Genomic DNA, 22,974 nt, shown 5'->3' on the forward strand with positions numbered 1-22,974 from the left:
CCAGCCTGTTCAGCGCGATAGCCTAATAATTACAAGATGAGGAACCCACCAAAATGAACGTCAAGATTTCCCACACTGCCGAAGTCCAGAAATTTCTCGAAGAGGCCAGCGGCCTGCACAACGATGCTGGCAGCCCACGCACCAAGGCCTTGATCTACCGCATCCTGCGTGACTCGGTGAACATCATCGAAGACCTCGCTGTGACCCCGGAAGAGTTCTGGAAGGCGGTCAACTACCTGAACGTGCTGGGTGCGCGTCAGGAAGCCGGGCTGGTGGTGGCCGGTCTCGGTCTGGAGCACTACCTCGACCTGTTGATGGACGCCGAAGACGAGCAGGCCGGCAAATCCGGCGGCACCCCGCGCACCATCGAAGGCCCGTTGTACGTGGCGGGTGCACCGCTGTCCGAAGGCGAAGCACGCCTGGATGACGGCGTTGATCCGGGTGTGACCCTGTTCATGCAAGGTCGTGTGTTCAACACCGCAGGCGAACCGCTGGCCGGTGCCGTGGTGGACGTCTGGCACGCCAATACCGGCGGTACCTACTCGTACTTCGACCCGACCCAATCGGAATTCAACCTGCGTCGCCGCATCGTCACCGACGCCGATGGCCGCTACCGTTTCCGCAGCATCGTGCCGTCGGGCTACGGCTGCCCACCGGACGGTCCGACCCAGCAACTGCTCGATCAACTGGGCCGTCATGGCCAGCGTCCGGCGCACGTGCACTTCTTCATTTCCGCACCGGATCATCGCCACCTGACGACGCAGATCAACCTCGATGGCGAAAAGTACCTGCATGACGACTTCGCCTACGCCACCCGTGACGAACTGATCGCCAAGATCACCTTCAGCGACGATCAGCAGCGCGCCGCTGCCCATGGCGTGAGCGGTCGTTTTGCCGAAATCGAGTTCGATTTCACCCTGCAATCGTCTGCCCAGCCTGAGGAGCAACAGCGCCACGAGCGGGTTCGCGCACTGGAAGACTGACAACAAGCCATGTGGGAGCGAGCCTGCTCGCGAAGACGGAGTCAGCGTCAACATCAATGTTGACTGACATTCCGCTTTCGCGAGCAGGCTCGCTCCCACAAGGGTTTCGGTTAGCTGTCTGGAAAGTCTCCAGGGACTGATGCAGTGTTCTAGAATGGCCCGAAGCAACTTATAAAAACAATGAGAGTGACCCGATGATGCAAGCTCAACTGTTGAGTCAGCGCAGCAGAGTATTCGACCATGCCGACCCTTATGCGGTGTCGGGCTACGTCAATCAGCACGTCGGTAATCACTGCATTCTCATGCCCCGTGCCGGCAGTCCGCTGGCCAGCCTTGACCATCGCAAGTTCGCCAGCCTCGACCTGTGTCGCATCAGCTACGGAGCCAGTGTGCGCGTGACGTCCGGTGCGCTGGACAGTATTTATCACCTGCAAGTGTTGCTGCGCGGCAACTGCCTGTGGCGTGGCCACGGCCAGGAGCATTACTTTGCACCCGGCGAATTGTTGCTGATCAACCCCGACGATCCGGTGGACCTGACCTATTCCGCCGATTGCGAAAAATTCATCCTCAAAGTCCCGACCCGCTTGTTTGAGTCCGTCTGCGATGAGCAGCGTTGGCGTTATCCGGGGCAGGGCGTGCGGTTTCTGGAAAACCGTTATCAACTCGATGAGCTGGAAGGTTTCGTCAACCTGCTGGCGATGATCTGCCAGGAGGCCGAGTCCACCGAACAGATCCCCAGGGTGCAGGAGCATTACACGCAGATCATCGTCAGCAAGATGCTCAGCCTGATGAAGACCAACGTCTGCCGCCTCGAACTGAGCTCGCAGACGGCCACCTTCGAGGCGATTGCCGATTACATCGCCAATAACCTCAAGCAGGACATCGACAGCGAAGAACTCGCGCGCCAGGCGCACATGAGCTTGCGTTCGCTGTATGGCCTGTTCGAGCGCAATGCCGGACTCACGCCAAAAAACTACCTGCGCCAGAAACGCCTGGAACGCATCAACGCCTGCCTCAGCGACCCGACCTGCAACGTGCGCAACGTCACGGAAGTGGCGATGGATTACGGCTTCCTGCACCTGGGGCGGTTCTCCGACAGCTATCGCAAGCAGTTCGGTGAGTTGCCGTCCGATACCCTCAAGCGCCGGCACTGAATCACCACAACCCCTGTAGGAGCCGGCTTGCTGGCGAAGGCGTCAGCCCAGACACATCGCATCGCCTGAATCGCCAGCAAGCCGGCTCCTGCCGTTAGCGGTGTCGCAACGTTCACTTGCACAAAACGGATAAAGGTCTGCACCCCGCGGATAGTCCAGCCCATTGCCCCGTCCTAGCATGACCCCTGCCTGAACAATAACAATGGAGGCGGCGGCCATGACCCTGCGACCCGAATATTTGCATTCCCTGCTTGAAGACGATGCCGAACAAGGCGTCTATCGCTGCAAGCGCGAGATGTTCACCGACCCCCGGTTGTTCGATCTGGAGATGGAACACATCTTCGAAGGCAACTGGCTGTACCTGGCCCACGAAAGCCAGATCCCCAATATCAACGATTTCTACACCACCACCATGGGGCGCCAGTCGATCTTCATCGCGCGCAACAAGGACGGTGTGCTCAACGCCTTCATCAACGCCTGCAGTCATCGCGGCGCGACCCTGTGCCGGCACAAGTCCGGCAACAAAAGCTCCTACACCTGCCCGTTCCACGGCTGGACCTTCAACAACTCCGGCAAGCTGCTCAAAGTCAAAGACCCGGCCAACGCCGGTTACCCGGCGAGCTTCAATTGCGAAGGCTCCCACGACCTGACCAAAGTGGCGCGTTTCGAATCCTATCGCGGTTTCCTGTTTGGCAGCCTGAAGGCCGATGTGTTGCCGCTGGTGGAGCACTTGGGCGAGTCGGCGAAAATCATCGACATGATCGTCGATCAGTCGGCTGATGGCCTGGAAGTGCTGCGCGGTTCTTCGAGCTACATCTACGAAGGCAACTGGAAACTCACCGCCGAAAACGGTGCCGATGGTTACCACGTCAGCTCCGTGCACTGGAACTATGCGGCCACCCAGAACCAGCGCAAACAGCGCGAAGCCGGTGACGAAAACCCGACCATGAGCGCCGGCAGCTGGGCCAAGCAGGGCGGTGGTTTCTATTCCTTCGACAAGGGCCACATGCTGCTCTGGACCCGCTGGGCCAACCCCGAGGATCGTCCGCTGTACGAACGTCGCGACGAGCTGGCGCAAGACTTCGGCAAGGCTCGCGCCGACTGGATGATCGAGAACTCGCGCAACCTGTGCCTGTACCCGAACGTGTACCTGATGGACCAGTTCAGCTCGCAGATTCGTATCGCCCGGCCGATCTCGGTCAACCGTACGGAAATCACCATTTACTGCATCGCGCCGAAGGGCGAGAGCGACCACGCCCGGTCGAGCCGGATTCGGCAGTACGAAGATTTTTTCAACGTCAGCGGCATGGCCACGCCGGACGACCTGGAAGAGTTCCGCTCGTGCCAGACCAGCTACCAGGGCAGCGTCACCACCTGGAACGACATGTCCCGCGGTGCCGAACACTGGATCGATGGCGCCGATGAGGCAGCGAAGGAAATCGACCTGCATCCGCTGCTCAGCGGTGTGCGCACCGAGGACGAAGGCCTGTTCGTGCTGCAACACAAGTATTGGCAGCAGACCATGCTCAAGGCCCTGGCGGCCGAGCAGTCGAAACTGATCGCCGTGGAGGACGTGCAATGACCATTTCCTATGAAGCGGTGCGCGACTTCCTTTATCGCGAAGCACGCTACCTCGACGACCGCCAGTGGGACGACTGGCTGGAAATGTATGCCGCCGACGCGACGTACTGGATGCCGTCCTGGGACGACAACGATGAACTGACCGAAGACCCGCAGCGGGAAATCTCGCTGATCTGGTACGGCAACCGCACCGGCCTTGAAGACCGCATCTTCCGCATCAAGACCGAGCGCTCCAGCGCCAGCGTGCCGGACACCCGCACGTCCCACAACATCAGCAACATCGAGCTACTGGAACAAGCCGACGGACTGTGCAAGGTGCGCTTCAACTGGCACACCCTGAGCTTTCGCTACAAAACCGTCGACAGCTATTTCGGCAGCAGTTTCTACACCCTCGATGTGCGCGGTGAAAACCCGCTGATCAAGGCCAAGAAAGTGATCCTGAAGAACGATTACGTTCGCCAGGTCATTGATGTTTACCATTTGTGAGACTGCCGTCATGACCCATTCCATCGCGTTCAATTTTGAAGACGGCGTCACTCGATTCATCGACGCCAACGTCGGCGAAACCGTGGCCGATGCCGCGTACCGCCAAGGCATCAACATTCCGCTGGACTGCCGCGACGGCGCCTGCGGCACCTGTAAGTGCTTTGCCGAAGCCGGGCAATACGATTTGGGCGAGGAGTACATTGAAGACGCCCTCAGCCCTGAAGAGGCCGAACAAGGGTTTGTCCTGACCTGCCAGATGCGCGCGCAGAGCGATTGCGTGGTGCGGGTGCCGACGTCCTCCGAGGTCTGCCGCACCCGTCAGGCCAGCTATGACGCGACCATCAGCGCGGTGCGCCAGTTGTCCGACAGCACCATCGCGCTATCGATCAAGGGCGAGGCGTTGAGCAAACTGGCATTCTTGCCGGGGCAGTACGTGAACCTGGGGATTCCCGGCAGCGAGCAGACCCGCGCCTATTCGTTCAGCTCGTTGCAACGCGACGGCGAGGTCAGCTTCCTGATCCGCAACGTGCCGGGCGGGTTGATGAGCAGCTTCCTCACCGGCATGGCCAAGGCGGGCGACAGCATGAGCCTGGCCGGCCCCTTGGGCAGTTTCTACCTGCGCGATATCCGCCGCCCGTTGCTGTTGCTGGCCGGTGGCACCGGATTGGCGCCGTTCACCGCGATGCTGGAGAAAATCGCCGAGCAGGGCAGTGATCATCCGTTGCACCTGATCTACGGCGTTACCCACGATTTCGACCTGGTGGAGCTCGACCGCCTGGAAGCCTTCGCCGCGCGCATTCCCAACTTCACCTTCAGTGCCTGCGTCGCCAGCCCTGAGAGCCAGCATCCGCTCAAGGGCTACGTGACCCAGCACATCGAGCCAAAGCATTTGAATGACGGTGATGTCGACGTCTACCTGTGCGGACCGCCGCCGATGGTCGAGGCCGTCAGCCAGTTCATCCGCGAGCAAGGTATTGCGCCTGTGAACTTCTACTACGAAAAATTCGCCGCCAGCGCGGCGTGAGGTGCTCATGGACAGATTCACAGATAAAGTCGCGCTGATCACCGGCGCGGCGCAAGGCATCGGCCGGCGCGTTGCTGAGCGTATGGCGGCGGAAGGGGCGAAGTTGATCCTGGTTGATCGCTCCGACCTGGTCTTCGAGGTCCAGCAGCAACTGGGGCAGGGCAGCCAGGTCCTGGCATTGACTGCCGACCTTGAGCAATACGAAGAATGCAGCCGGGTGATCCAGGCCGCCGTCAAACATTTCGGGCGCCTGGACGTGTTGATCAACAACGTCGGCGGGACAATCTGGGCCAAGCCTTTCGAGCACTACGAAGCGTCGCAGATCGAAGCCGAAGTGCGCCGTTCGCTGTTCCCGACACTGTGGTGTTGCCATGCCGCATTACCCTTCATGCTGGAGCAGGGCAGTGGTGCGATCGTCAACGTGTCGTCCATCGCCACCCGCAGCGTCAATCGCGTGCCCTACGGCGCGGCGAAGGGCGGCGTGAATGCACTGACTGCGTGCCTGGCATTCGAAACCGCCGGACGCGGCGTGCGGGTCAATGCCACCGCGCCCGGGGGGACCGAAGCGCCGCCACGGCTGATTCCGCGCAACAGCGCCGAGCAGAGCCCGCAAGAGAAAATCTGGTATCAGCAGATCGTCGACCAGACCATCGACAGCAGCCTGATGAAACGCTACGGCACGCTGGATGAGCAGGCCGGCGCTATCCTGTTTCTGGCCAGTGATGACGCTTCCTACATCACAGGCATGGTCATGCCGGTTGGCGGTGGTGATCAGGGCTGACGATCGATGGGTTACAAGCGACGCTGAAAGGCTCTGATGATCCTGAGCGTGGCGTCGCTGGTGTTAAGGTTGTGTACGGCATCCAGTGGAAACCAGATGCAATCGAAGATTTCGTTTTGTGGCCGGGCTTCATCCAGGTTCACCACTGAGGCTTCGTAGACGTGGTGGCGGGTGCCTGCCGTTTCCATCTCCATTAAGTACAGCATGTCATCGCTCTCGAGCCCGGTTTCTTCCTGGAGCTCGCGCTGGGCGGCTTCTGTCACCGTTTCACCGGGTTCGACCTTTCCGCCGGGCAATGCCCAGCGACATCTCGGCTTGCGCACCAGGAGAATGTGTCGGTCCTGCTCGCAAATGACGGTTGCGCGTACTTTCATGTGTTACCCGATTGCTGCGTGTCACAAAACAGTAATAAAAATGCAATATTCAAGCCGTGCGCATTTTGCCTCTCTTCGAGAAGTTGGAGGGCTCTAAAAGTGTAAAAGTGCATTTGAATGGAGTAATTCGAGACGACGTCTGGTCGGCACTCTCGCGGCAGGTGGGTGTAAGGTAGAAGCGTTGACTCTGGATATCGCTGCCGAATTGGAGGGTGACTATGAGCGTTCCGATGTTGAACAGAATGCACATGAACGGTTACGACGTACTCAGCGTAAACAACGGCCCATGGCGCGTCTGCACCAAAGGTGACCGGCTGGCGTCATTTTCCAGCCGAGAGGAAGCCTTGGCGTTTGCGGCGTCTCTTCCCGGTTACCGATCGAAATCGAGCAAGCAGGCGAACAGTCAGTAAGCTCTTATAGCGCACGTAAAAGCCCCGGCATGCCGGCATATGCAGTTCATTTGAGAGATAGAGCGAGCAATCAATATCCTGTGGCGAGCGAGCTTGCTCGCGCTGGGGCGCGAAGCGGCCCCTAAAATGGGACTGCTGCGCAGTCCAGCGGGAGCAAGCTCCCTCGCCACAGGTACAGTGTTCGTCCTTGACTGAACAGCATTGCCGGCATGCCGGGGCTTTTTATTGTGTCCGGTGAAAGGTCTCACTTATTGCGAGTGATGGTCTTGGCTTTCACTTCCTCGGCATACTCCGACAATCGCTTTTCATCGCCTTGAAACAGGTCGCACAGGCGCTTGACGGCTTCTGCATCGACATCGTTACCAGTCAGGCGCAATTGCTCCGCGATGCGCAACAGTTCCACTGCCGACCATCGCAGGTCTGATGCCAGCCCTTGCAGATCACGCCGAAGCGCTTGTTCGCTTTCGTTAAGCCACATGATGTTCTCCTGAAACGCTGTGCTACGAAATGTTAGACCCATTACTGACACGGGACGTTGTATTCGTCTGTTTCTGCGCCGCATCCTTTGGTCGGGAAATTTGCGCGAACGGCAAAATTCGCTGTCGTAGTCACGTAGCTATTTTTCAGATGGCGGGGTCAAGTTCAAATGACGGCAACCGATGACTTCAGAGCACAGGCCCATGAACTGATCGCCGATCTGGATGCGGCCACCAGCGCAATGATGAATCTTATTTCCGGCCACCAGCTCAGCGGGCCCGAATGGGAGCGGGTCACTCAATGGCAGCACGAAGCCTATGAGCGCTGGATGACCTATTTGAACGAACGCTCATACCCTGAACCTGGCGACCACAACGTCTAGGGCGCGACGCCGAAAATGGCTGCCGGGGTGGGGACAGGCTACATTTCATGTTTTCAGGATAAGGATGCTTTATGCAGAGTCGCATGTTGTTGGGGGGTGTGGTTTTGGCGTTGATGGGGGGATGTTCGTTGCCGGCGTCTGTAGTGCCCGGCGAACCGAATGTCAGCAAGTACAGTGAGAAAGCACCCAAGGACTATGCAGCGTGCGTATTGCCGATGTGGCAGAAAGAAGTTTCCAACAGCACTCAGGCGTCGATTTCCAACGGCTACCGGATCACCGCGCCCAGCATCATCACGGCCGACGAGGTTCTGGATATCGTGAAGTCGAAGGACGGTAGCCGGGTGTCGCTGTATCAAGGGCCGCCCTGGGCGAAATCCGGCGCACTGCGCGATGCAGTGCGTGACTGCCTGTAGTCTTCAGCCAGAGATGTCCGTGACCTGGATGAGTTGATCGTCGCTTACCTGAGCGTTGGCTGTGCCTTTTTTTTCCCGGCGCTCATTCATCCAGTTGTCAACCTGCGCATTGAACTCGGCTGGCGCTTTACGTCCGACCTTCCGGGCGATATCCAGAATGGTTTGCTGGGCGAGGGCGTCTTCCATGCGCTTTTGCGCCGTCATCATCGCGCCATGCACCGAACAGTGGCCTTCAAGCGCCCAGGCGGGGGCTTCACCCTCAAATAATGCGCAGCGACCGCGAATCTCCCGGCATTCAAAAATGGCCTTGCGCCCATCGATGGCGTTGACGATATCCAGTAGCGAGATCTCATCGGCTGGTCGCGCCAACTTGAAGCCCCCCCGCACACCCTCAGTGGCGACCACCAGTTTTGCCTTGGCCAGTTTGGTGAAGATTTTTGCCAGATAGTCCAGAGGCACGCCCTGCAGTTCCGCAAGGTCGCGCACGCTCGCTTCACGGGTATCGCCGCAATTGCCCACCAGGAAAATCAGGCAGTGAATGCCGTACTCGACACCTGCGCTGTAAAGAGACATCTCGATCTCCGACTAATGTTGTCGCAAATATTAACAGCTGATGACCGACCATTCAACGCGCTGAAGCGCTTTTGAATTTTTCCGATAACTGCTCTGAGGCTCTGGGTTTCAGAGGGTTTTCCCGGTGTATCGATTTGATCGATTGCAAGCATTTGAAAAAATCTGTTGCGGCTTTTAACTTGGACCAATAGAGTCGCCGTTGTCAGGTCGGGAGCCCAGCGCTGCGTTCACAAGGACGAGCACACCAATCCCCTGATCATTCAACGAATTTCAATGCCTCTCTGGAGCGACAAATGAAACAGCACATTTTGGTAATCGGCGCAGGTTTCGGTGGCATGTGGACCGCTTTGAGCGCCACGCGTTTGTTCGACATTCATGGTCACGATGACGTTGAAGTGACCGTGCTGGCTCCCCAGGCCGAACTGCGTGTGCGTCCGCGCTTCTACGAGCCCAATGCCCACCAGTTGGCCGCTCCGATTGGCGAACTGTTCGATGCGGTCGGTGTGAAATTCATCAAGGGCGCCGCCGAAACCATCGACGTAGCGCAAAAGCGTGTGGGCTACATCGACGCGGCGGGCGAAAAACAGGTCGCCATCTACGACAAACTCGTTCTGGCCACCGGCAGTCGTCTGGCCGTGCCTGGCACCCCGGGTGTGGCTGAGCATGCGTTCGATGTCGACCAGATCGAGCAGGCCGTGCGCCTGGAAAACCACCTCAAGTCCCTGGCCAGCCAGCCAGAAAGCCCGGCGCGTAATACCGTCGTGGTGGCCGGCGGCGGTTTCACCGGCATCGAAACGGCGACTGAAATGCCGACTCGCCTGCGTGCCATCCTGGGTGATCGTGCGGACATCAACGTGATCATCGTGGATCGCGGTAACAAGGTCGGCGGTTCCATGGGGCCGCAAATCGCCGAGAAAATCGTTGAAGCCAGCGTTGCAACCGGCGTGAAATGGCACCTGAACGCTTCGGTTGTCGCTGTCGATGAACAAGGCGTGACGTTGTCCGATGGCCAGCGCATCGACGCCAGGACCGTGGTCTGGACGACCGGCGTGCGCGCCAGTTCGCTGACCGAGCAGATCCCCGCCGAGCGCGATCATCTGGGACGCCTGCATGTTGATGCGCATCTGAAAGTCATCGGGCTGGACGATGTCTACGCTACGGGTGATGTTGCCTACGCGGCCAGCGACGACATCGGCAACCATGCGTTGATGACCTGTCAGCACGCCATTGCGTTGGGGCGTCATGCGGGCAATAACGTGGCGGCACAGATTCTGGGTGTGGAGCCGACACCGTATCGTCAGCCGAAGTACGTGACCTGTCTGGACCTGGGGGCTTGGGGGGCGGTTTATACCGAGGGCTGGGATCGTCAGGTCAAGTTGTTCGGGCAGGAAGGCAAGGAACTCAAGACGCAAATCAACACGGTGTGGATTTACCCACCGGTGGCTGATCGTGCAGTGGCCTGGGCGGCGGCGGATCCGTTGATTCCGGTTGCGTGATTTTCTGGTTTCTTGATTGATATGAGTCCTGCCCGGGGTTGCCCGGGCGGGATTTTTTTGCGTTTTGGTTTGTGTACCTATCCGTGCTGCGCTAACGACACCATTGCCCCAATGAAATTCATCGTGTATTTTTTCATGAAAATAAAACTATAAAATTTCACGGGGCCGGTATGTTTCAGCAATCAACTCAACACATCGCCAGCTATTACGCCCACACCTGTGCGGATCAGCTGCCCAATCGACCGGCTCTGGAAGGTGAAGAAACTACTGAAATACTGATCATCGGCGCCGGTTTCAGTGGCCTGCACACCGCATTGCGCCTGGCCCTGGCCGGCAAGCGCGTGACGTTGCTGGAAGCCAGTCGCGTGGCCTGGGCTGCATCAGGACGCAACGGTGGTCAGGCCATTCTCGGCTGGTCATGCGACATGCCGCCGCTGGAAGCCGCGCTGGGTTACCAGCGCGCACGGCAGTTGTGGGAAGGTATGCGTTGGGCGGCGCGGGAGTTGCGGGATTTGCCGGAACGCCATGGTTTCGATTGTGACTATCGGCCCGGGCACTTGTGGACCTCGGTGATGCCACGTCGGGTCAGTCTGCTCACCGAATGGCAACACGAAGCCAGCCACAAATGGGGTCACGACAGTTTGCAGTTCATCCCCCGGGAACAGTTGCCCGACTGGGTTGCCAGCGAACGCTATCAGGCGGGGTTGTTTGATCCCGAGGGCGGGCATTTGAATCCGCTGAAGCTGGCGCTGGGGCTGGCCGCTGCGATTGAGCGTGCCGGTGGGGTGATTCATGAACACAGCAAGGCTCTGAATTACCGCGAGGAGGCAGGCGGATACGTGGTGACCACCGAGCGCGGTCACATCCGCGCGGATGTGCTGGTGCTGGCTTGCAATGCCTACCTTGATCGCCTTGATCCACAACTCGCGAGTTGTGTGTTGCCTGTCGGCACCTATCAGGTGGCCACCGCTGAGCTGACCGAGGAACAGGCCACGGCGTTGCTGCGGAGCAATGTGTGTGTCACCGACAACCAGTTCGTGCTCGATTATTTCCGTCGCACGCCGGACAACCGGTTGTTGTTCGGCGGTGGTTGCACGTACCTCGGCGGCATGCCGAAGGACATCGCCGGTGCCACCCGGCCGTGCCTGGAACGCGTGTTCCCACAATTGAAAGGTGTTGAGCTGGAATTCGCCTGGGGTGGGCACATCGACCTGACCCTCAAGCGCACGCCCGATATCGGCCGGCGCGGCGACCTTTACTGGATGCAGGGCTACTCCGGGCACGGTGTTCTGCCGACCCTGGCCGGGGCGCGGGCAGTGTCCGAGGCGATACTCGGCCAACAGGATGAACTGGCGTTGTACCAGGGTTTGACCAACGGCAGCTTTCCCGGCGGCAAGTACATGGCCGCTCCGCTGGAAGCCATCGGCAAAGCCTGGTATCGGCTGCGCGACAGCATTTGAAACGAGCATTTGCGGAAGCCTATAGATGGACATGCAAGAAGAGATTTCGGCGCTGGCGATCCTGATTCAGGACCTGCGCAAACACAAGAAATACACCCTCAAGGAACTGGCGGACAAAATCGGCCGGTCGGTGGGTTTTCTGTCGCAGGTCGAGCGCGGCTTGTCCCGTCCCACGGTCGCAGACTTGACGGCGATCAGCGAAACCCTCGGCGTGCCCACCACCTATTTCTACAGCCTGCCCAAGCCCATGGCCTTGCCTTGGGTGACCCGGCCGGATGAGCGCCGCACGTTGTACTACGCCGACGGCATCACCGACATCATGGTTTCACCGAAAATGCGCGCGTCCTTTTCGATGCTGGAGAGCCAGCTGGAACCGGGTGCGAGCAGTGGTGACCGGCACATGAAAGACAGTTCGGAGCAGGGCGGCTATGTCCTCGAAGGACAGTTGACGTTATGGCTCGATGACGACGAGCCGGTGACCCTGCACGCCGGCGACAGCTTTCAACTCGCCAGTCATGCCCATTGCCGTTACGGCAACCTGTCAGACCAACTCACCCGCGTGCTTTGGGTTTACACCTGATAAAAAACAAGGAACAGAATGATGGATGCTGTGTGCTCTGAACTGCTGGCCGAAGTGCGCGGGTTTCGTCAGCGCAATCCCGATGTGCGTTACGTCGACCTGATTTCCCTGGACATCCCGGGCCATTTCTATGGCAAGCGCTACCCGATCGAAATGCTCGAAAAAGTCGCCGCCGGCAGTGCGCTCAAGTTGCCGCAAAACTGTGTGTTGCTCGGCACTCAGGGCGGGCTGTTCAAGATCGGTGACTATTGCTTCAACGACGGCGACCCGGATGCGCTGCGTCGCCTGGTGCCGGGCACGCTCAAGCGGGTGAGCTGGGAGAAACAGCCACTGGGGCAAATGCTCATCACCTCCGATGGCACAGAAAAGCCGATCGTCTTCGAGCCGCGTGAAGTGTTGGCGCAAGTGCTGGACCGACTCAAACGCAAAGGCATTTTCCCGGTGGTGGCGTTCGAGCTGGAGTTCTATCTGTTCGACAGCCAGTTGCGTGATGGCATGCCGCAGTTTGCCCGCGATCCGTTGACGGGTGATGCCGACGACCAGCCCAATATGCACATCGAACGCCTGTCCCGGTTTGCCCCGGTGCTCGATGAAATGGTCGAGACCGCGCGAGCGCAGGGTATCGATGCCACGGTGATCACCGCCGAGTTGGGGCCGGGCCAGTTTGAAATCAATTTCGGCCACTCGGACGACGGCCTGCGCGCCGCCGACTGGGCCGCCCTGTTTTGCCGCAGCACCCGTGGCGTGGCGCTCAAGCACAACTACCGCGCCAGTTTCATGGCCAAGCCGTACTTGCAGCACCCTGGCAGCGGCATGCATGTGCATGTGAGCCTTTACGACAAGGCCGGCAAGAATCTGTTGGCGGTGAACGGCCAGCGGGCATTGCGCCATGCCGTGGCCGGTTGCCTGGATGTATTGCCGCACTGCATGCCGATCTTCGCACCGAACCACAATGCCTTGCGCCGTCTGAGCGGCACGGTGAACGTCGCATCGCGCGCCAGTTGGGGCTTTGAAGACCGTGATGCGTGCCTGCGCGTGCCGGACTCGGACGCGAAAAACCTGCGGATCGAACATCGTCTGTCCGGCGCCGATGCCAATCCATACCTGGTGCTTGCGGCCATTCTGGTGGGACTGGAGCAGGGGCTGGAAGGGGAGTGCGAGCCGATTGCACCGCTGAACGAAGACCGCAGCAGTGGCATCGATTTCCCGCTGGAAATGCTCGAGGCCGTGCACTCGATGCAAAATCACTCGCCACTGCGCGAAGGATTGGGTGCGGAGTTCGTGGATGTCTATTGCGAGAACAAACGCCAGGACCACCTGGCCTTCCTGCACGACATCAGTGCGAGGGAGTATCGCTGGTTCCTGTAGTTAAAGAGGATTCGAGCTTAACCCTAAAAAATATCTGGATATTTAATGGGTTAGGCGTTTTAGTAACTGGCTGGTTAAATAAAATATCTTGTTACAGCGCGAAACATTGCGTAATATCCGCGCCGCGTTCACCACCACGGTTTATGCATTTTTAAGTCCCGGGCGTCCATCAGCTGCCCGGGATTTTTTTTGCCCGCCATTTTTGCGTCGTGCGAGCTTCGGGGCCGAATCAGGACTTGGCTTCCTTGGTCCCCAGCACGTCGCGGATGTTGTCCACCACATTGCTGTCCTTGATGACGTCGTTGAGCCAACCTTCGAGCGGCATGTTGCCCCATTTGATCGCACGTTCGATCAGGTAAGGGACGGGACTCTGGGGCTCGGTCTGCTTGAAGAACTGCGCGATCCCCGCCAGCAGGGTGAACGCCTCGTCGCGGGTCTGGGGCGTGGTGCGCAACGGCGTGACGGGAATGTCTTGCTGGGTCTGGGTCATTGCAGCACCTGTGGGTTGTGCGCCAGCGCTTTCGGAGACGCTCGGGGCCGGCGCGACTGGGGTCGGGTTCAGTTCGATCCCACGATCCTTGAGCAGTTTCTCGGCCAGTTGGCCGGCACGGGACAACACGTCATGGAGCCCGGCAAAGCTTGGCGCGTCATGGCCGAAGAGCCGGTCAGCGGTGCTCTGCAATTGCTGGCAGGCGCTCAGGCTGGCGGCAATTTCGCCGGCTTTGCGGCGCAGGTGATCCGAGTCTGTCAGCACCACCGAGCGCTGGAACACCTCGGCGTTGATCTTGCCTTCGTCAAGGGCGGCGCGCATGGCCTGCGGGCTTTGCAGGGCCAGGTTTTCGACATGCCTGGATTCGTCATAACGAAGCAAGCCGTATTGCTGGCCCTGGGTGATGGGCAGACCGCCGACGACATCGGTGAGGGTCGTTTTCATCCACGCCAGGCGGGCTGCTCGCTCATCGACGCCGTCTTCGAGGGAAGGAAACAGATCGGCCCAGAAATTATCCAGAATGCGTTCGGCCAGCGTCAGGCCAAAGGTGATACCGCTGAAGTGATACTGGTGCGCCAGCCCTTCACTGAGCCAGGCGACAAGCATCAGGTCCTTGCTCTGTCGAGCCAGGCCTTGGGCAGCCAGAGTGATGGTCAGATCCCAGTCAGAGGACTTCAGATCCGTTTGCCAGTCACCCTGGGTCAAATAATCGGGGTCTGCTCGCCGCGCTTCTTTCACCTGATCGAACAAGGCGGAAAAGCTCAAGTCTTCGCCGCTCCCCTCATTGATGGGCGCGGTCAGTTCGGCCAGCGAAAGGTCGTTGAGAAATTCAGACATAGGAAACTCTGATCAAAATAAAAGAACACCGTGCCTGCCCGGCAGGCACGGTGCTGAAAACGAGCCGCAGGGGCGGCCCGTCATTGCCACGGTTTTATGCAAAAACCTTGTTGGCAGTGCGATCCCAACCACCGGTGACGTTGCCGCCGCCCTGGCCATCGGCACGGCTCTGCTGGGTGTAGGTGGTTTTGATGCGGGCAAAGTTGAAGCTGATTTCTTCGATCGGCAGGTCGCCAACCGATTTGTCTTCACCGTTCTGGCTGCCACCGGCGACCGCTTTGACCGAAGACACCACGACTTCTTCCAGGTTGATGGTCAGGTAGGTCACCTTGTCACCACCAGCGCGGTTCACATTCAATTGGATCTTCGCGATGTGCGTGCCTTTGCAGCAGGCTTCGAACAGCTTGGCAGAAGCCTTGTCCACGGCTTTGCGAATGCTGAAGTCGCTCAGCGCCACACGCTCCGACGAAGCACCGCCCGACGAACTGGCCGTCGCGGAAGTGGCCTGGGTTGCGCCGTACTCGTAGCCCAGCACTTCGATCCAATCCTTGTGTTTTTCGTCCAGTACTTCACCTGGAATGCCGTCGATCTGGATGTATGCGTCAAATGCCATTTTTAGTTTCTCCTTACCTTTATTTAAAGGTTGTCACCTGCAAACAGATCACAGCCCTTCGTTTAAACCTCTTTGAAACGATCAAGAGAGGTGTGTTACGCCAACTCGGGACTGGCCCGGGTGGCGGTTTTTCTTCATTGCACGTGGCGTCTCAATTGAGTGCCCGTACTTCGATTTCTACCCGCCGGTTGGGTTCCAGGCAGTGAATCAGTTGCGCCCTTGGTTGCTGCATATCGCACTTGACCAAAGGCTTGTTGCTGCCTTCGCCGACCGCCTCTACCAGCTCACCGGGGACGCCTTTGCCCACCAGATAGGTCTTGATGGTCTGTGCCCGCTGTTTGGAAACCTGCAGGTTGCCCTGTGGATCGCCGAGTTGATCAGCGTGGCCGGCAATGATGATTTTTCCGATGTTGGGCGTGCTGAGCAGCTTGCCGGCAATCGCGCTGAGTTGGCTTTGCCCCTCAGTCTTGAGGCTCTGGAAGTCGGCACGGGCAAAGGCGAACAGGGTGTCCGACTCCAGCGTGATGGTCTCGATCGAGCGCAACGACTGCGTGAGCAGACTGTTGATGTAGTTGCGCGAACTGGAGATCAGGAACGCGTTGTCGAGGATCCGCGGCACGTCCGGCTCGTGAATCTGATCGCTGTAGAAATTGATCTGCCGGCTGGCGAACTCATAGTCCTGATGGGTGGCGGCGACGGCGGTGCTGCCGACCTGGCGGGCAATTGCCGGGTACCAGTAATCCGGGATTTTCGCTTTCAGGAACGCCGGGTCGGCCTTGTCCCGTTGCGCACGCGACAGCATGACGTAAGTGTCCAGCGTCGCCTTGCCGAACGCGGCAATGGATTGTGCGCGGTTGTCGTTCGGCAACGCCTTGGGCTCGACGCTGTCCACGCCTGTCACCGGCATCAACTCTTTGGCATTGCGCTGATAGACCTTGAGCGTGGTCAGCAGATACAACGAGCGGGTCAGGTTGTCGGCCGTGGGTTTGAGCATCACGGTTTCCAGCCGATCGAAATACTGGCGGCGCAGCATTGGCTCGACCTTATGGCCCTGGTAAAGCCCGAGGCGCATGCGCAGTGGCACGCCTTCGTCGTGATGCCGGGCGTAGTAATGCGCGGTCCAGAAGCGCAGACGATCGAGGGTCTGCCAATCGGTGTATTGGCCGGTGGCCGAGTGATCGTCGGCAGCGGCCTGGGTCAGCTCTGCCGAGAGGGTTTGCAGGGTGTTGCGGTTGTTGATGTACGACCAGCTCAACAGGCTGCACAGCAGCACCGCAACCAGGCCGGCACCGCCGATCCATGCCGCTTTGCGCCGACGCTCGCGATGGTTGGTGGTGTATAGCGCCACCAGATGTTGGTCGGGAATGATGACTTTGCGGAACAGGCTGTTGATGAACAACGGGCGCGGCTGCGCGTTGCCGCTGGCGATCTCCAGATCCCGTTCGAGCGAGAAACGCTCTGTCACCTGGCGTGCGTGCCCACCCATTTCCGGCTGGTCGGCATCGAGGGCGCTGGTGAAATAGAAGCCGCGCAGCAGTTCTGCATTTTGATAAGGATTGGCCCGCAGCAGCGCATCGACGAACAGTTGCAGCCGTGGCTTGAGCGCCGCCAGTTCCAGCGGGAAGCGATACACCGCCGAATCCTGGCGGGTGATCTGGATGTCCTGCGTCACCAACTGCTGGCTCGCCACCTGTTGCCAGTAGCCGACCAACTCGTCCATTGCGACACCGAAGCGCTGGCCCCAATCGGCCTGCTCGTAGCCTTTGTGGGAAAAAGTCTTGCCCATGACTTCGCCGCGCGCGGTTTCATCCAGCTGGCGATAGAAGGGGGCGAAACCCGGGACCAGGTCGCACTTGGTGAACACCAGGTAGACCGGCAGACGCACTTCCAGCAGGGCATGGGTTTCCTGAATGCGTTCGCGCAGGCGCTTGGCGATACGTTCCTGATCTTCCAGCGAGGATTGCAGGATGTCGTGGATGCTGACGGTGACGATCAAGCCATTGAGTGGCCGGCGCTGGCGATGCTGGCGCAGCAGCTGAAGGAAGGCTCGCCATTTGCCGGCCTCTTCCTGGTTATTCATGTAGCGGCCGGCGGTGTCCAGCAGGACCGCTTCGGAGCTGAAGAACCAGTCGCAGTTGCGCGTGCCACCCAGGCCCGCGACCCGTACGCCTTCACGTTCGGCGTAGGGGAAATTCAGACCCGATTGGTACAGCATGGTGCTTTTGCCCGCCGCAGGCTGGCCGACCACCAGGTACCAGGGCAGGGCATACAGCGCATCTTTGGCGTTGCTGCCCCGGGGCTTGTTGTTGTGCAAGCGTTCGATGCTCTGCAGCAGCCGCTCGCGCAGCAAGCTGACCTCTTCGCGATCGGCCGGGCTCGCGTTCAACACCGCCTGATCGGCATCGTCACGCAGCAGCCCTTCGAGGTTGTGATGCCGGGACACGCCTCGATAAAGCAGCAAGACGTAGCCGGCCGACAGCACCAGGAACACGCCAATGCCGGTCAGCAGGCTGTTGAGCGAACTGAAGTCAAACGCCCGCCCGATGCCCCACACCACGAAGATCGTGAGGAAAAAGCACACCCCGAGAATGTAGGGTTGATAGCGCAAGAAGTAATACTTGATCTTGTTCATACGGACTTCGAATCCAGGGCATCGACAAAACGGTCGATAACGTCACCCAGAGGGCGGTCAATTTCGGGAAAGGCGTGTGTGCGGTGGTGCTCGTCGAAGGCATCGAAAGAGGCCAGCACGTCGTAGCTTTGTGAACGCTCACTGATCCCCGTCAGCACGCGGTAGGCATCACTGGTCTGGCGTGAGGCAAAACAGATCAGCCTGGGGCGCATGAAGTCGTCGGCCAGCAGGTTGACCTGAGGCACCGCGCGTTCAGGCGTCATATGCGTCAGCCAGGTGACCCACAAATCGGCGGTCGGATTCTTCAGGCCTCTTTCCGCCGGCAAGGGCAGGGCGATGCCGATCGGCGTCGGGCGAGACAGATGCCGTCTGAGGGCCAGGAGTCGGGTCAGCACGGCGTTGGTGACGAACTCCGGGTAGGCACCTTCGAGCGCGGTACTGATGTCGCGCAGATTGAAATTCACCAGAAACTTGTCATGCACGCGCCGGAACAACTCGAAGTCCTGGCCTTGTAATGGGCGCAGGGCCTTGATGCGTTCGAACAGCACCGAAGTGCTTTCGCCCTGGACTGCCATGTGCAGCAAGGGCCTGATCTGCCCGCTGAACAGTTCGCCGAGGGTAAACGGATTGACCAGAGGCTCGGCCTCGCTGGCCTTGAGCGTCTGGAAAATGAAAAACGGATAGCGTCGCCCACTCGAATCTTTCGAGCTGATCAGCCCGCCCAGCAGCCAGTTGCCGCTGCGCGCGCGGTAGCTGAAAAAACACACTGGCAAGGCGTCGAACAGTTCTCGCCAGTCTTCGCGGTGCTGCAAGGCGGCCAGCGCGCCTTGCAGCCAGCCGTCGAACTCGCAGACGTCGTCGCCTGCACCTTGCAGGCTGACGAAGTCCGGGCTCGCGGGGACTTTGCCGAAGCAGCCGATCATTGGCCGGATCCCTGATTCAAGAGGCGGCCGATCACAGCGGACGACCTTCTTTGGCGTTGAGCGCACTCAAGGCCTTGACGTTGCCCAGGTCCGTCAGCTTGACGCCACCGTAGTTGCGCACGGCGAGGCTGACCGGGCCGCTGCTGGTGTTCCAGCTGAAACGTTGTTGAATACCGTCCAGATCACTGACCCGTGCGCTGTCGTTCATGCGCAGCAAGCCCCAACGGCCCGGGTAGTCGAACACCGTGAGGCGCTCGCCGGTCAGGGTGACCACATCCAGGCGTGCGCCCGGCGTGGTGGTCGTGCCCGGCCACGAGAAGCGGCTCCAGCTGGTCTTGCCGTTACGGTAGTGCTGCACCTGGCCATCGAGGGTGAAGATGATGTCGGTCAGGCTGGCGGAGGGTTCGAGCATGATCTCGAAGCCGTTGTCGCGGTCCGACAGGCTGGCAATCACCTGGCCCAACGAGCTGGCCTTGTCGATGCTGTTGACCATGTTCGGGTTGACCAGCGGCGTTGCCTTGCTGTCGCTGCTCATGCCCAGGCCTTCGCCACCGGACAGGTTGCCGATTTCGTTACGCTTGAAGTTTGGCAGCAGGCCGGATTCCGGGTCGACGAAACGCTGCAGGTCCTTGACCGACGCTTCGTTGCGGCTGCCTGCCGCGATCGGATACCGGTGCGCCATGACCTGTTCCCACGGCTTGGCAATCTGCTGAGCCCAGGCTTTGGCAATCTGTTGGCCGGCAGGGTCACGCAAGGTTTCCCAGGCAAACTGGATCGGCAGGCTGAACAGGCCCTGCAACGAAGTGGACAAGCCGCCCTGACTGGTGTCGACGGTGGTCTCGACATAGTTGCGCACGCTGGTCACTTCGCTTGGCAGCCCTTCAAGGGTTTCGCTGATCAGCTGCTTGCTGCTTTTACCGACGTCCTGGGAGCGCTGGATGTTGTTCATCCGCACCTTGAGTTTGCGCAAGGCCGCGAGGTAGCGGTCCATGATCGTACTGTCGGCACCTTCGGCGTTTTGCACGGCGAATACCCGCGATACCGGCTCGAAGCGCTTGGCCAGGCTGCCGTCGTCAACCGCTGGCAATGGCGAAATCAGCGAGCTTGGCGATGCATTCTTGTCATCAAAAATGCCGCTGACACTGCTCCAGAATCCGTCATCGGGCTTGATGCCTGCTTGCAGGGTTTCGCGGGGGGCAGGGACATCCCACTGGGTGTTGTCATTGACCGCCGCCAGGAGAATTTTCACCGGCGAGTTCTGCACGTCGCTGAGCAGCGACAGTTGTTGGGTCGCGTTGGCCATGTCGGTGAAATGGCGAACGCCGACGCTGTTGATCAGGGTGTACCAGGCCTGTGTGTAATCGCGCTTGTAGCGCGCCATGAACTCACGGATGAAATTGGCCTTCTGCACAATGCTGTCGGCGCCTTCGCCGTCGAGCACCCAGTCCGATTCATTCTGCAGGTTGCCCGACACCAGTTTGATCAGCTCCGGCTTGACGAATTGCTCCCAGCCCTGACGGGTGAAAATCGCGGGGACCGCTTCTGTGCCGTACAGCAATTGACGGCCCGGCAAGGGCACCAGATCGCTCAGGCTGACGGCCGGAAACTGGCGACTCGATTCCAGTTGCAGGCGCAGGTATTCGCGGTCTACCAGCGAGCTGGAAATCATGAACGACTTCAGGCTGTTGCGGGTTTCGCTGATCAGCTGCTCGTTGCGCGACAAAGTCGGCGCCTGACCACTCTTGAGCAATTGCACATACACCGGCGCATTGTCCTGGATCACCGCACTGCTGACCGCGTTGTCGGTGCTGGCGGTGTTGGCCCAGGCCACCGGCAACGCCGCACTCACAAACTCCGGATCCGGATGGGTCGCAGGTTGGGTCAGCATCAGATACAGCTTGAGTGCGTTGTACGACTCGATAATCGAAGCGACCTGGCGCTCATCGAGTCGGCCCAACATTTCTTCGGACAGCGAAAGCCCGCCGGTCGTCGCCGACAGTTCAGCGGCATCGCTCGCGGTAGCCGGGTTGCGCAGCGCTGTCAGTGCTTCGCCGCGAACCTTGTTTGCGGCGCCCCTGGCAGCCCCATTCAATCGACTGGCTACCTCACCGGTACTGCGCGGCAGATTGTTCAGGCGGGTTGGCAGTTTCTGCCCCTGCAAACGGGCTTTGGCTGAGCCGGCCTTGGCCGTCGCAGGCGCAAAGTTATTCTGCGGGTCCATGGTTTTGGCGAACTCATTGAACGCACGCATCTGCAATTGCAGTTGCAGGGTGATCGGCTCCAGGGCCTGAGTGCGCAGTTGCTGCAAGTAGGCGGTCTGTGCAACGCGATAAACATCGTCACCCCGGTACAGGCCGGCGCCGAGTTGCAGCGGCACGCCTTTGGCGCGGTGCTTCTCGATGGCGGTGAGTTGCTCGCGCAGCAGTTCCAGGCCGTGCCCCGAGGCGAGTAACCGCGCACTGTCCGGGGATTGTTGCAGTTCGGTCAGTTGTTCGCGCAGTGTCGCCAGCCACTGGCGGTTGTTCTGGAACGACAGAATCTGCCAGCCAATGAACGCCACACCCGCCAGCACCGCCAGACCCAGCAGGGCAGGGCTGGCGGACTTGTTTTTGCCGAAACGCGACTGGTAGAGGGTCAAGTCGCGATCGGGGAAGATCACCCGACGGAACGTATCGGTGATGAAGTAGCTGCGGTCGCTGATTTTCTTGCCGCTGCCTTGTGCCTGATTGTCGTGTTCGGTGGCCGGCTGCAAGGCGAACGACTCGGCCAGGTCATCTTCATACACCTGGCTCAGTTGCTGATCGGTCTGCAAGGCGCTGGTGAAATACAGTCCGCGCAATAAAAGTGGCGCGCCGCTGCGACGGGTCTCGGCGAAGTGTTGGAGAAATTGCTCCAGCACGCCCGACAATTCGGCGAAATAGTTCGGGAAGTTCAGCAATGCACTGTTGGCATCGGCACCCAATGCAATCATCTGCGCGTCGACGTGACGACGGATGTGGCCGTGCAGGTTGGCCAGCTTGGCGTCCAGCACCGGACGCAGGCCCTGATTACGGATCTCGGACAAACCGAAGGTCATGCCCAGCGGTTGCTGGCGTTCGTTCAGGTCCAGGCCTTCGAATGCCTGGCTGAACCCCGGCAGTTGATCGGTCTTGCTCAGCATCAGGTAAATCGGTGGGTTGGCCTCAAGGCAATCGTTGTACTCCTCGATGCGCGAGACCAGTTGCGCGGCGAGCTCATTGCGCTCGGCAGCGCTGCAGGCCAGCAGTTCCGGCAGGCTGACCACCAGCACCAGGCCATTGACCGCAGCCTTGCTGCGTTGCTTTTTCAGCATGCGCAGGAAGGCGGCGAATTCGCTGGCCGACGGGTCGTCGCGCAGGTAACGGCCGGCCGTGTCGATCATCACGGCCTCGGGGCTGAAATACCAATCGCAGTGCTGCGTACCGCTTTCGGTGTCGTTGGCGCTGCTGGCAATGTTGGCGGACAGCCCCGAGCGGGTCAGCAACGAGGTCTTGCCCGCGGCCGACATGCCGATGACCAGATACCACGGCAAATCGTAAAGTGCCGACGAACCGCCGCCACCGGCCGAGCGATCGGCGCGCAGCATGGCGATGGCGTGCTTGAGGCGTTCGCGCAGCACCTGCTGGTCACGGAACTCACCGGCGCCTTTGAGCGACCGGTCAACTTCGATCTGCACCAGGTTTTCGAGGTTGTGTTCAGCCCGGATACGCTTGTACTGACGCAGCACAATGATCAGCAGGTAGAAGGCGCTGACGATCGCCATCGTCTCCAGCGCGTAACCGCGCAGCCAACTCACGTGCGGGGCCGCGAACCAACTGACCGCCAGGCTTGCCAGCCACAGGACGGGGACGAGGAACCAAAAGCTTTTCAACAAACGCAATAATGTTTTCATGTCTTCCTGACTCGGTTACCTGACCTG

At 59.7% G+C, this 22,974-nt stretch carries 21 protein-coding genes; 13 read left to right on the top strand and 8 right to left on the bottom strand.

The genetic code is table 11. The features are described from left to right. Positions 1-53 precede the first annotated feature (53 nt). The 6 genes from catA to KHO07_RS10975 all read left to right on the top strand — a co-directional run bounded on the left by catA (position 54) and on the right by KHO07_RS10975 (position 6,009). Positions 54-983 (top strand): catechol 1,2-dioxygenase, encoded by a 930-nt coding sequence (gene catA / locus KHO07_RS10950; RefSeq protein ID WP_212627192.1) that lies wholly within the window; start codon positions 54-56, stop codon positions 981-983. 194 nt (positions 984-1,177) lie between these two features. Further along, positions 1,178-2,137 carry an AraC family transcriptional regulator gene (locus tag KHO07_RS10955; RefSeq protein WP_150736199.1) on the top strand — a complete coding sequence of 320 codons (960 nt, stop codon included), beginning with the start codon at positions 1,178-1,180 and terminating at the stop codon, positions 2,135-2,137. 217 nt (positions 2,138-2,354) lie between these two features. Then, positions 2,355-3,719, top strand: coding sequence for a benzoate 1,2-dioxygenase large subunit (gene benA, locus KHO07_RS10960; protein WP_150736198.1), 1,365 nt, complete (start codon positions 2,355-2,357; stop codon positions 3,717-3,719). Further along, positions 3,716-4,204, top strand: coding sequence for a benzoate 1,2-dioxygenase small subunit (benB, locus tag KHO07_RS10965; RefSeq protein WP_150736197.1), 489 nt, complete (start codon positions 3,716-3,718; stop codon positions 4,202-4,204). The genes benA and benB overlap by 4 nt, the downstream gene beginning before the upstream one ends. A 10-nt stretch (positions 4,205-4,214) precedes the next feature. Then, on the top strand, positions 4,215-5,228 hold the full coding sequence (gene benC, locus KHO07_RS10970; protein ID WP_150736196.1) for a benzoate 1,2-dioxygenase electron transfer component BenC: 1,014 nt from the start codon (positions 4,215-4,217) through the stop codon (positions 5,226-5,228). Between the two features lie 7 nt (positions 5,229-5,235). Next, positions 5,236-6,009, top strand: a complete 774-nt coding sequence (locus KHO07_RS10975; protein ID WP_150736195.1) for a 1,6-dihydroxycyclohexa-2,4-diene-1-carboxylate dehydrogenase — start codon at positions 5,236-5,238, stop codon at positions 6,007-6,009. Positions 6,010-6,020: 11 nt separating this feature from the next. Here the strand turns inward: KHO07_RS10975 and KHO07_RS10980 are convergent, their stop codons facing one another. Next, positions 6,021-6,383, bottom strand: coding sequence for an NUDIX hydrolase (locus KHO07_RS10980; RefSeq protein ID WP_150736194.1), 363 nt, complete (start codon positions 6,381-6,383; stop codon positions 6,021-6,023). Between the two features lie 218 nt (positions 6,384-6,601). On the opposite strand from KHO07_RS10980, the gene KHO07_RS29140 reads away from it, so the two are divergent. After that, positions 6,602-6,793 (top strand): DUF2188 domain-containing protein, encoded by a 192-nt coding sequence (locus tag KHO07_RS29140; protein ID WP_150736193.1) that lies wholly within the window; start codon positions 6,602-6,604, stop codon positions 6,791-6,793. A gap of 244 nt (positions 6,794-7,037) precedes the next feature. On the opposite strand, the gene KHO07_RS10985 is transcribed toward KHO07_RS29140, so the two are convergent. Next, entirely contained in the window at positions 7,038-7,271 is a 234-nt protein-coding gene (locus KHO07_RS10985) for a hypothetical protein (RefSeq protein WP_075949387.1), read from the bottom strand. A 168-nt stretch (positions 7,272-7,439) separates the two neighbouring features. On the opposite strand from KHO07_RS10985, the gene KHO07_RS10990 reads away from it, so the two are divergent. Further along, positions 7,440-7,652, top strand: a complete 213-nt coding sequence (locus KHO07_RS10990; RefSeq protein ID WP_212627193.1) for a hypothetical protein — start codon at positions 7,440-7,442, stop codon at positions 7,650-7,652. Positions 7,653-7,723: 71 nt separating this feature from the next. Beyond that, complete coding sequence (locus KHO07_RS10995) at positions 7,724-8,065, top strand: hypothetical protein (RefSeq protein ID WP_150736190.1); 342 nt, start codon at positions 7,724-7,726, stop codon at positions 8,063-8,065. A 3-nt stretch (positions 8,066-8,068) separates the two neighbouring features. On the opposite strand, the gene KHO07_RS11000 is transcribed toward KHO07_RS10995, so the two are convergent. Continuing rightward, positions 8,069-8,638 (bottom strand): Rrf2 family transcriptional regulator, encoded by a 570-nt coding sequence (locus KHO07_RS11000; RefSeq protein WP_212627194.1) that lies wholly within the window; start codon positions 8,636-8,638, stop codon positions 8,069-8,071. 293 nt (positions 8,639-8,931) lie between these two features. Here KHO07_RS11000 and KHO07_RS11005 point away from each other — a divergent pair, with 293 nt between their 5' ends. The 4 genes from KHO07_RS11005 (at position 8,932) to KHO07_RS11020 (ending at position 13,542) form a co-directional block, all read left to right on the top strand. Continuing rightward, positions 8,932-10,134, top strand: coding sequence for an NAD(P)/FAD-dependent oxidoreductase (locus KHO07_RS11005; protein WP_150736188.1), 1,203 nt, complete (start codon positions 8,932-8,934; stop codon positions 10,132-10,134). Between the two features lie 170 nt (positions 10,135-10,304). Further along, entirely contained in the window at positions 10,305-11,594 is a 1,290-nt protein-coding gene (locus KHO07_RS11010) for an FAD-binding oxidoreductase (RefSeq protein ID WP_212627195.1), read from the top strand. Between the two features lie 25 nt (positions 11,595-11,619). Further along, complete coding sequence (locus KHO07_RS11015; RefSeq protein ID WP_075949382.1) at positions 11,620-12,174, top strand: XRE family transcriptional regulator; 555 nt, start codon at positions 11,620-11,622, stop codon at positions 12,172-12,174. Between the two features lie 21 nt (positions 12,175-12,195). Beyond that, the gene (locus KHO07_RS11020; RefSeq protein ID WP_212627607.1) at positions 12,196-13,542 is read left to right on the top strand and encodes a glutamine synthetase family protein; all 1,347 of its coding nucleotides are present in this window, start codon (positions 12,196-12,198) and stop codon (positions 13,540-13,542) included. 229 nt (positions 13,543-13,771) lie between these two features. On the opposite strand, the gene tssA is transcribed toward KHO07_RS11020, so the two are convergent. From tssA to KHO07_RS11045, 5 genes are all read right to left on the bottom strand, one after another. Further along, on the bottom strand, positions 13,772-14,869 hold the full coding sequence (tssA, locus tag KHO07_RS11025; protein ID WP_212627196.1) for a type VI secretion system protein TssA: 1,098 nt from the start codon (positions 14,867-14,869) through the stop codon (positions 13,772-13,774). 94 nt (positions 14,870-14,963) lie between these two features. Continuing rightward, the gene (locus tag KHO07_RS11030) at positions 14,964-15,482 is read right to left on the bottom strand and encodes a type VI secretion system tube protein Hcp (protein ID WP_075949379.1); all 519 of its coding nucleotides are present in this window, start codon (positions 15,480-15,482) and stop codon (positions 14,964-14,966) included. A gap of 151 nt (positions 15,483-15,633) precedes the next feature. Further along, positions 15,634-18,114 (bottom strand): type VI secretion system membrane subunit TssM, encoded by a 2,481-nt coding sequence (gene tssM / locus KHO07_RS11035; protein WP_150736184.1) that lies wholly within the window; start codon positions 18,112-18,114, stop codon positions 15,634-15,636. Next, positions 18,111-19,037, bottom strand: a complete 927-nt coding sequence (tagF, locus tag KHO07_RS11040; protein WP_150736183.1) for a type VI secretion system-associated protein TagF — start codon at positions 19,035-19,037, stop codon at positions 18,111-18,113. The genes tssM and tagF overlap by 4 nt, the downstream gene beginning before the upstream one ends. Positions 19,038-19,068: 31 nt before the next feature. Further along, on the bottom strand, positions 19,069-22,947 hold the full coding sequence (locus KHO07_RS11045) for a type VI secretion protein IcmF/TssM N-terminal domain-containing protein (protein WP_212627197.1): 3,879 nt from the start codon (positions 22,945-22,947) through the stop codon (positions 19,069-19,071). Positions 22,948-22,974 lie beyond the last annotated feature (27 nt).

Source organism: Pseudomonas sp. PP3 (assembly GCF_905336995.1).
Classification (GTDB): domain Bacteria; phylum Pseudomonadota; class Gammaproteobacteria; order Pseudomonadales; family Pseudomonadaceae; genus Aquipseudomonas; species Aquipseudomonas reinekei.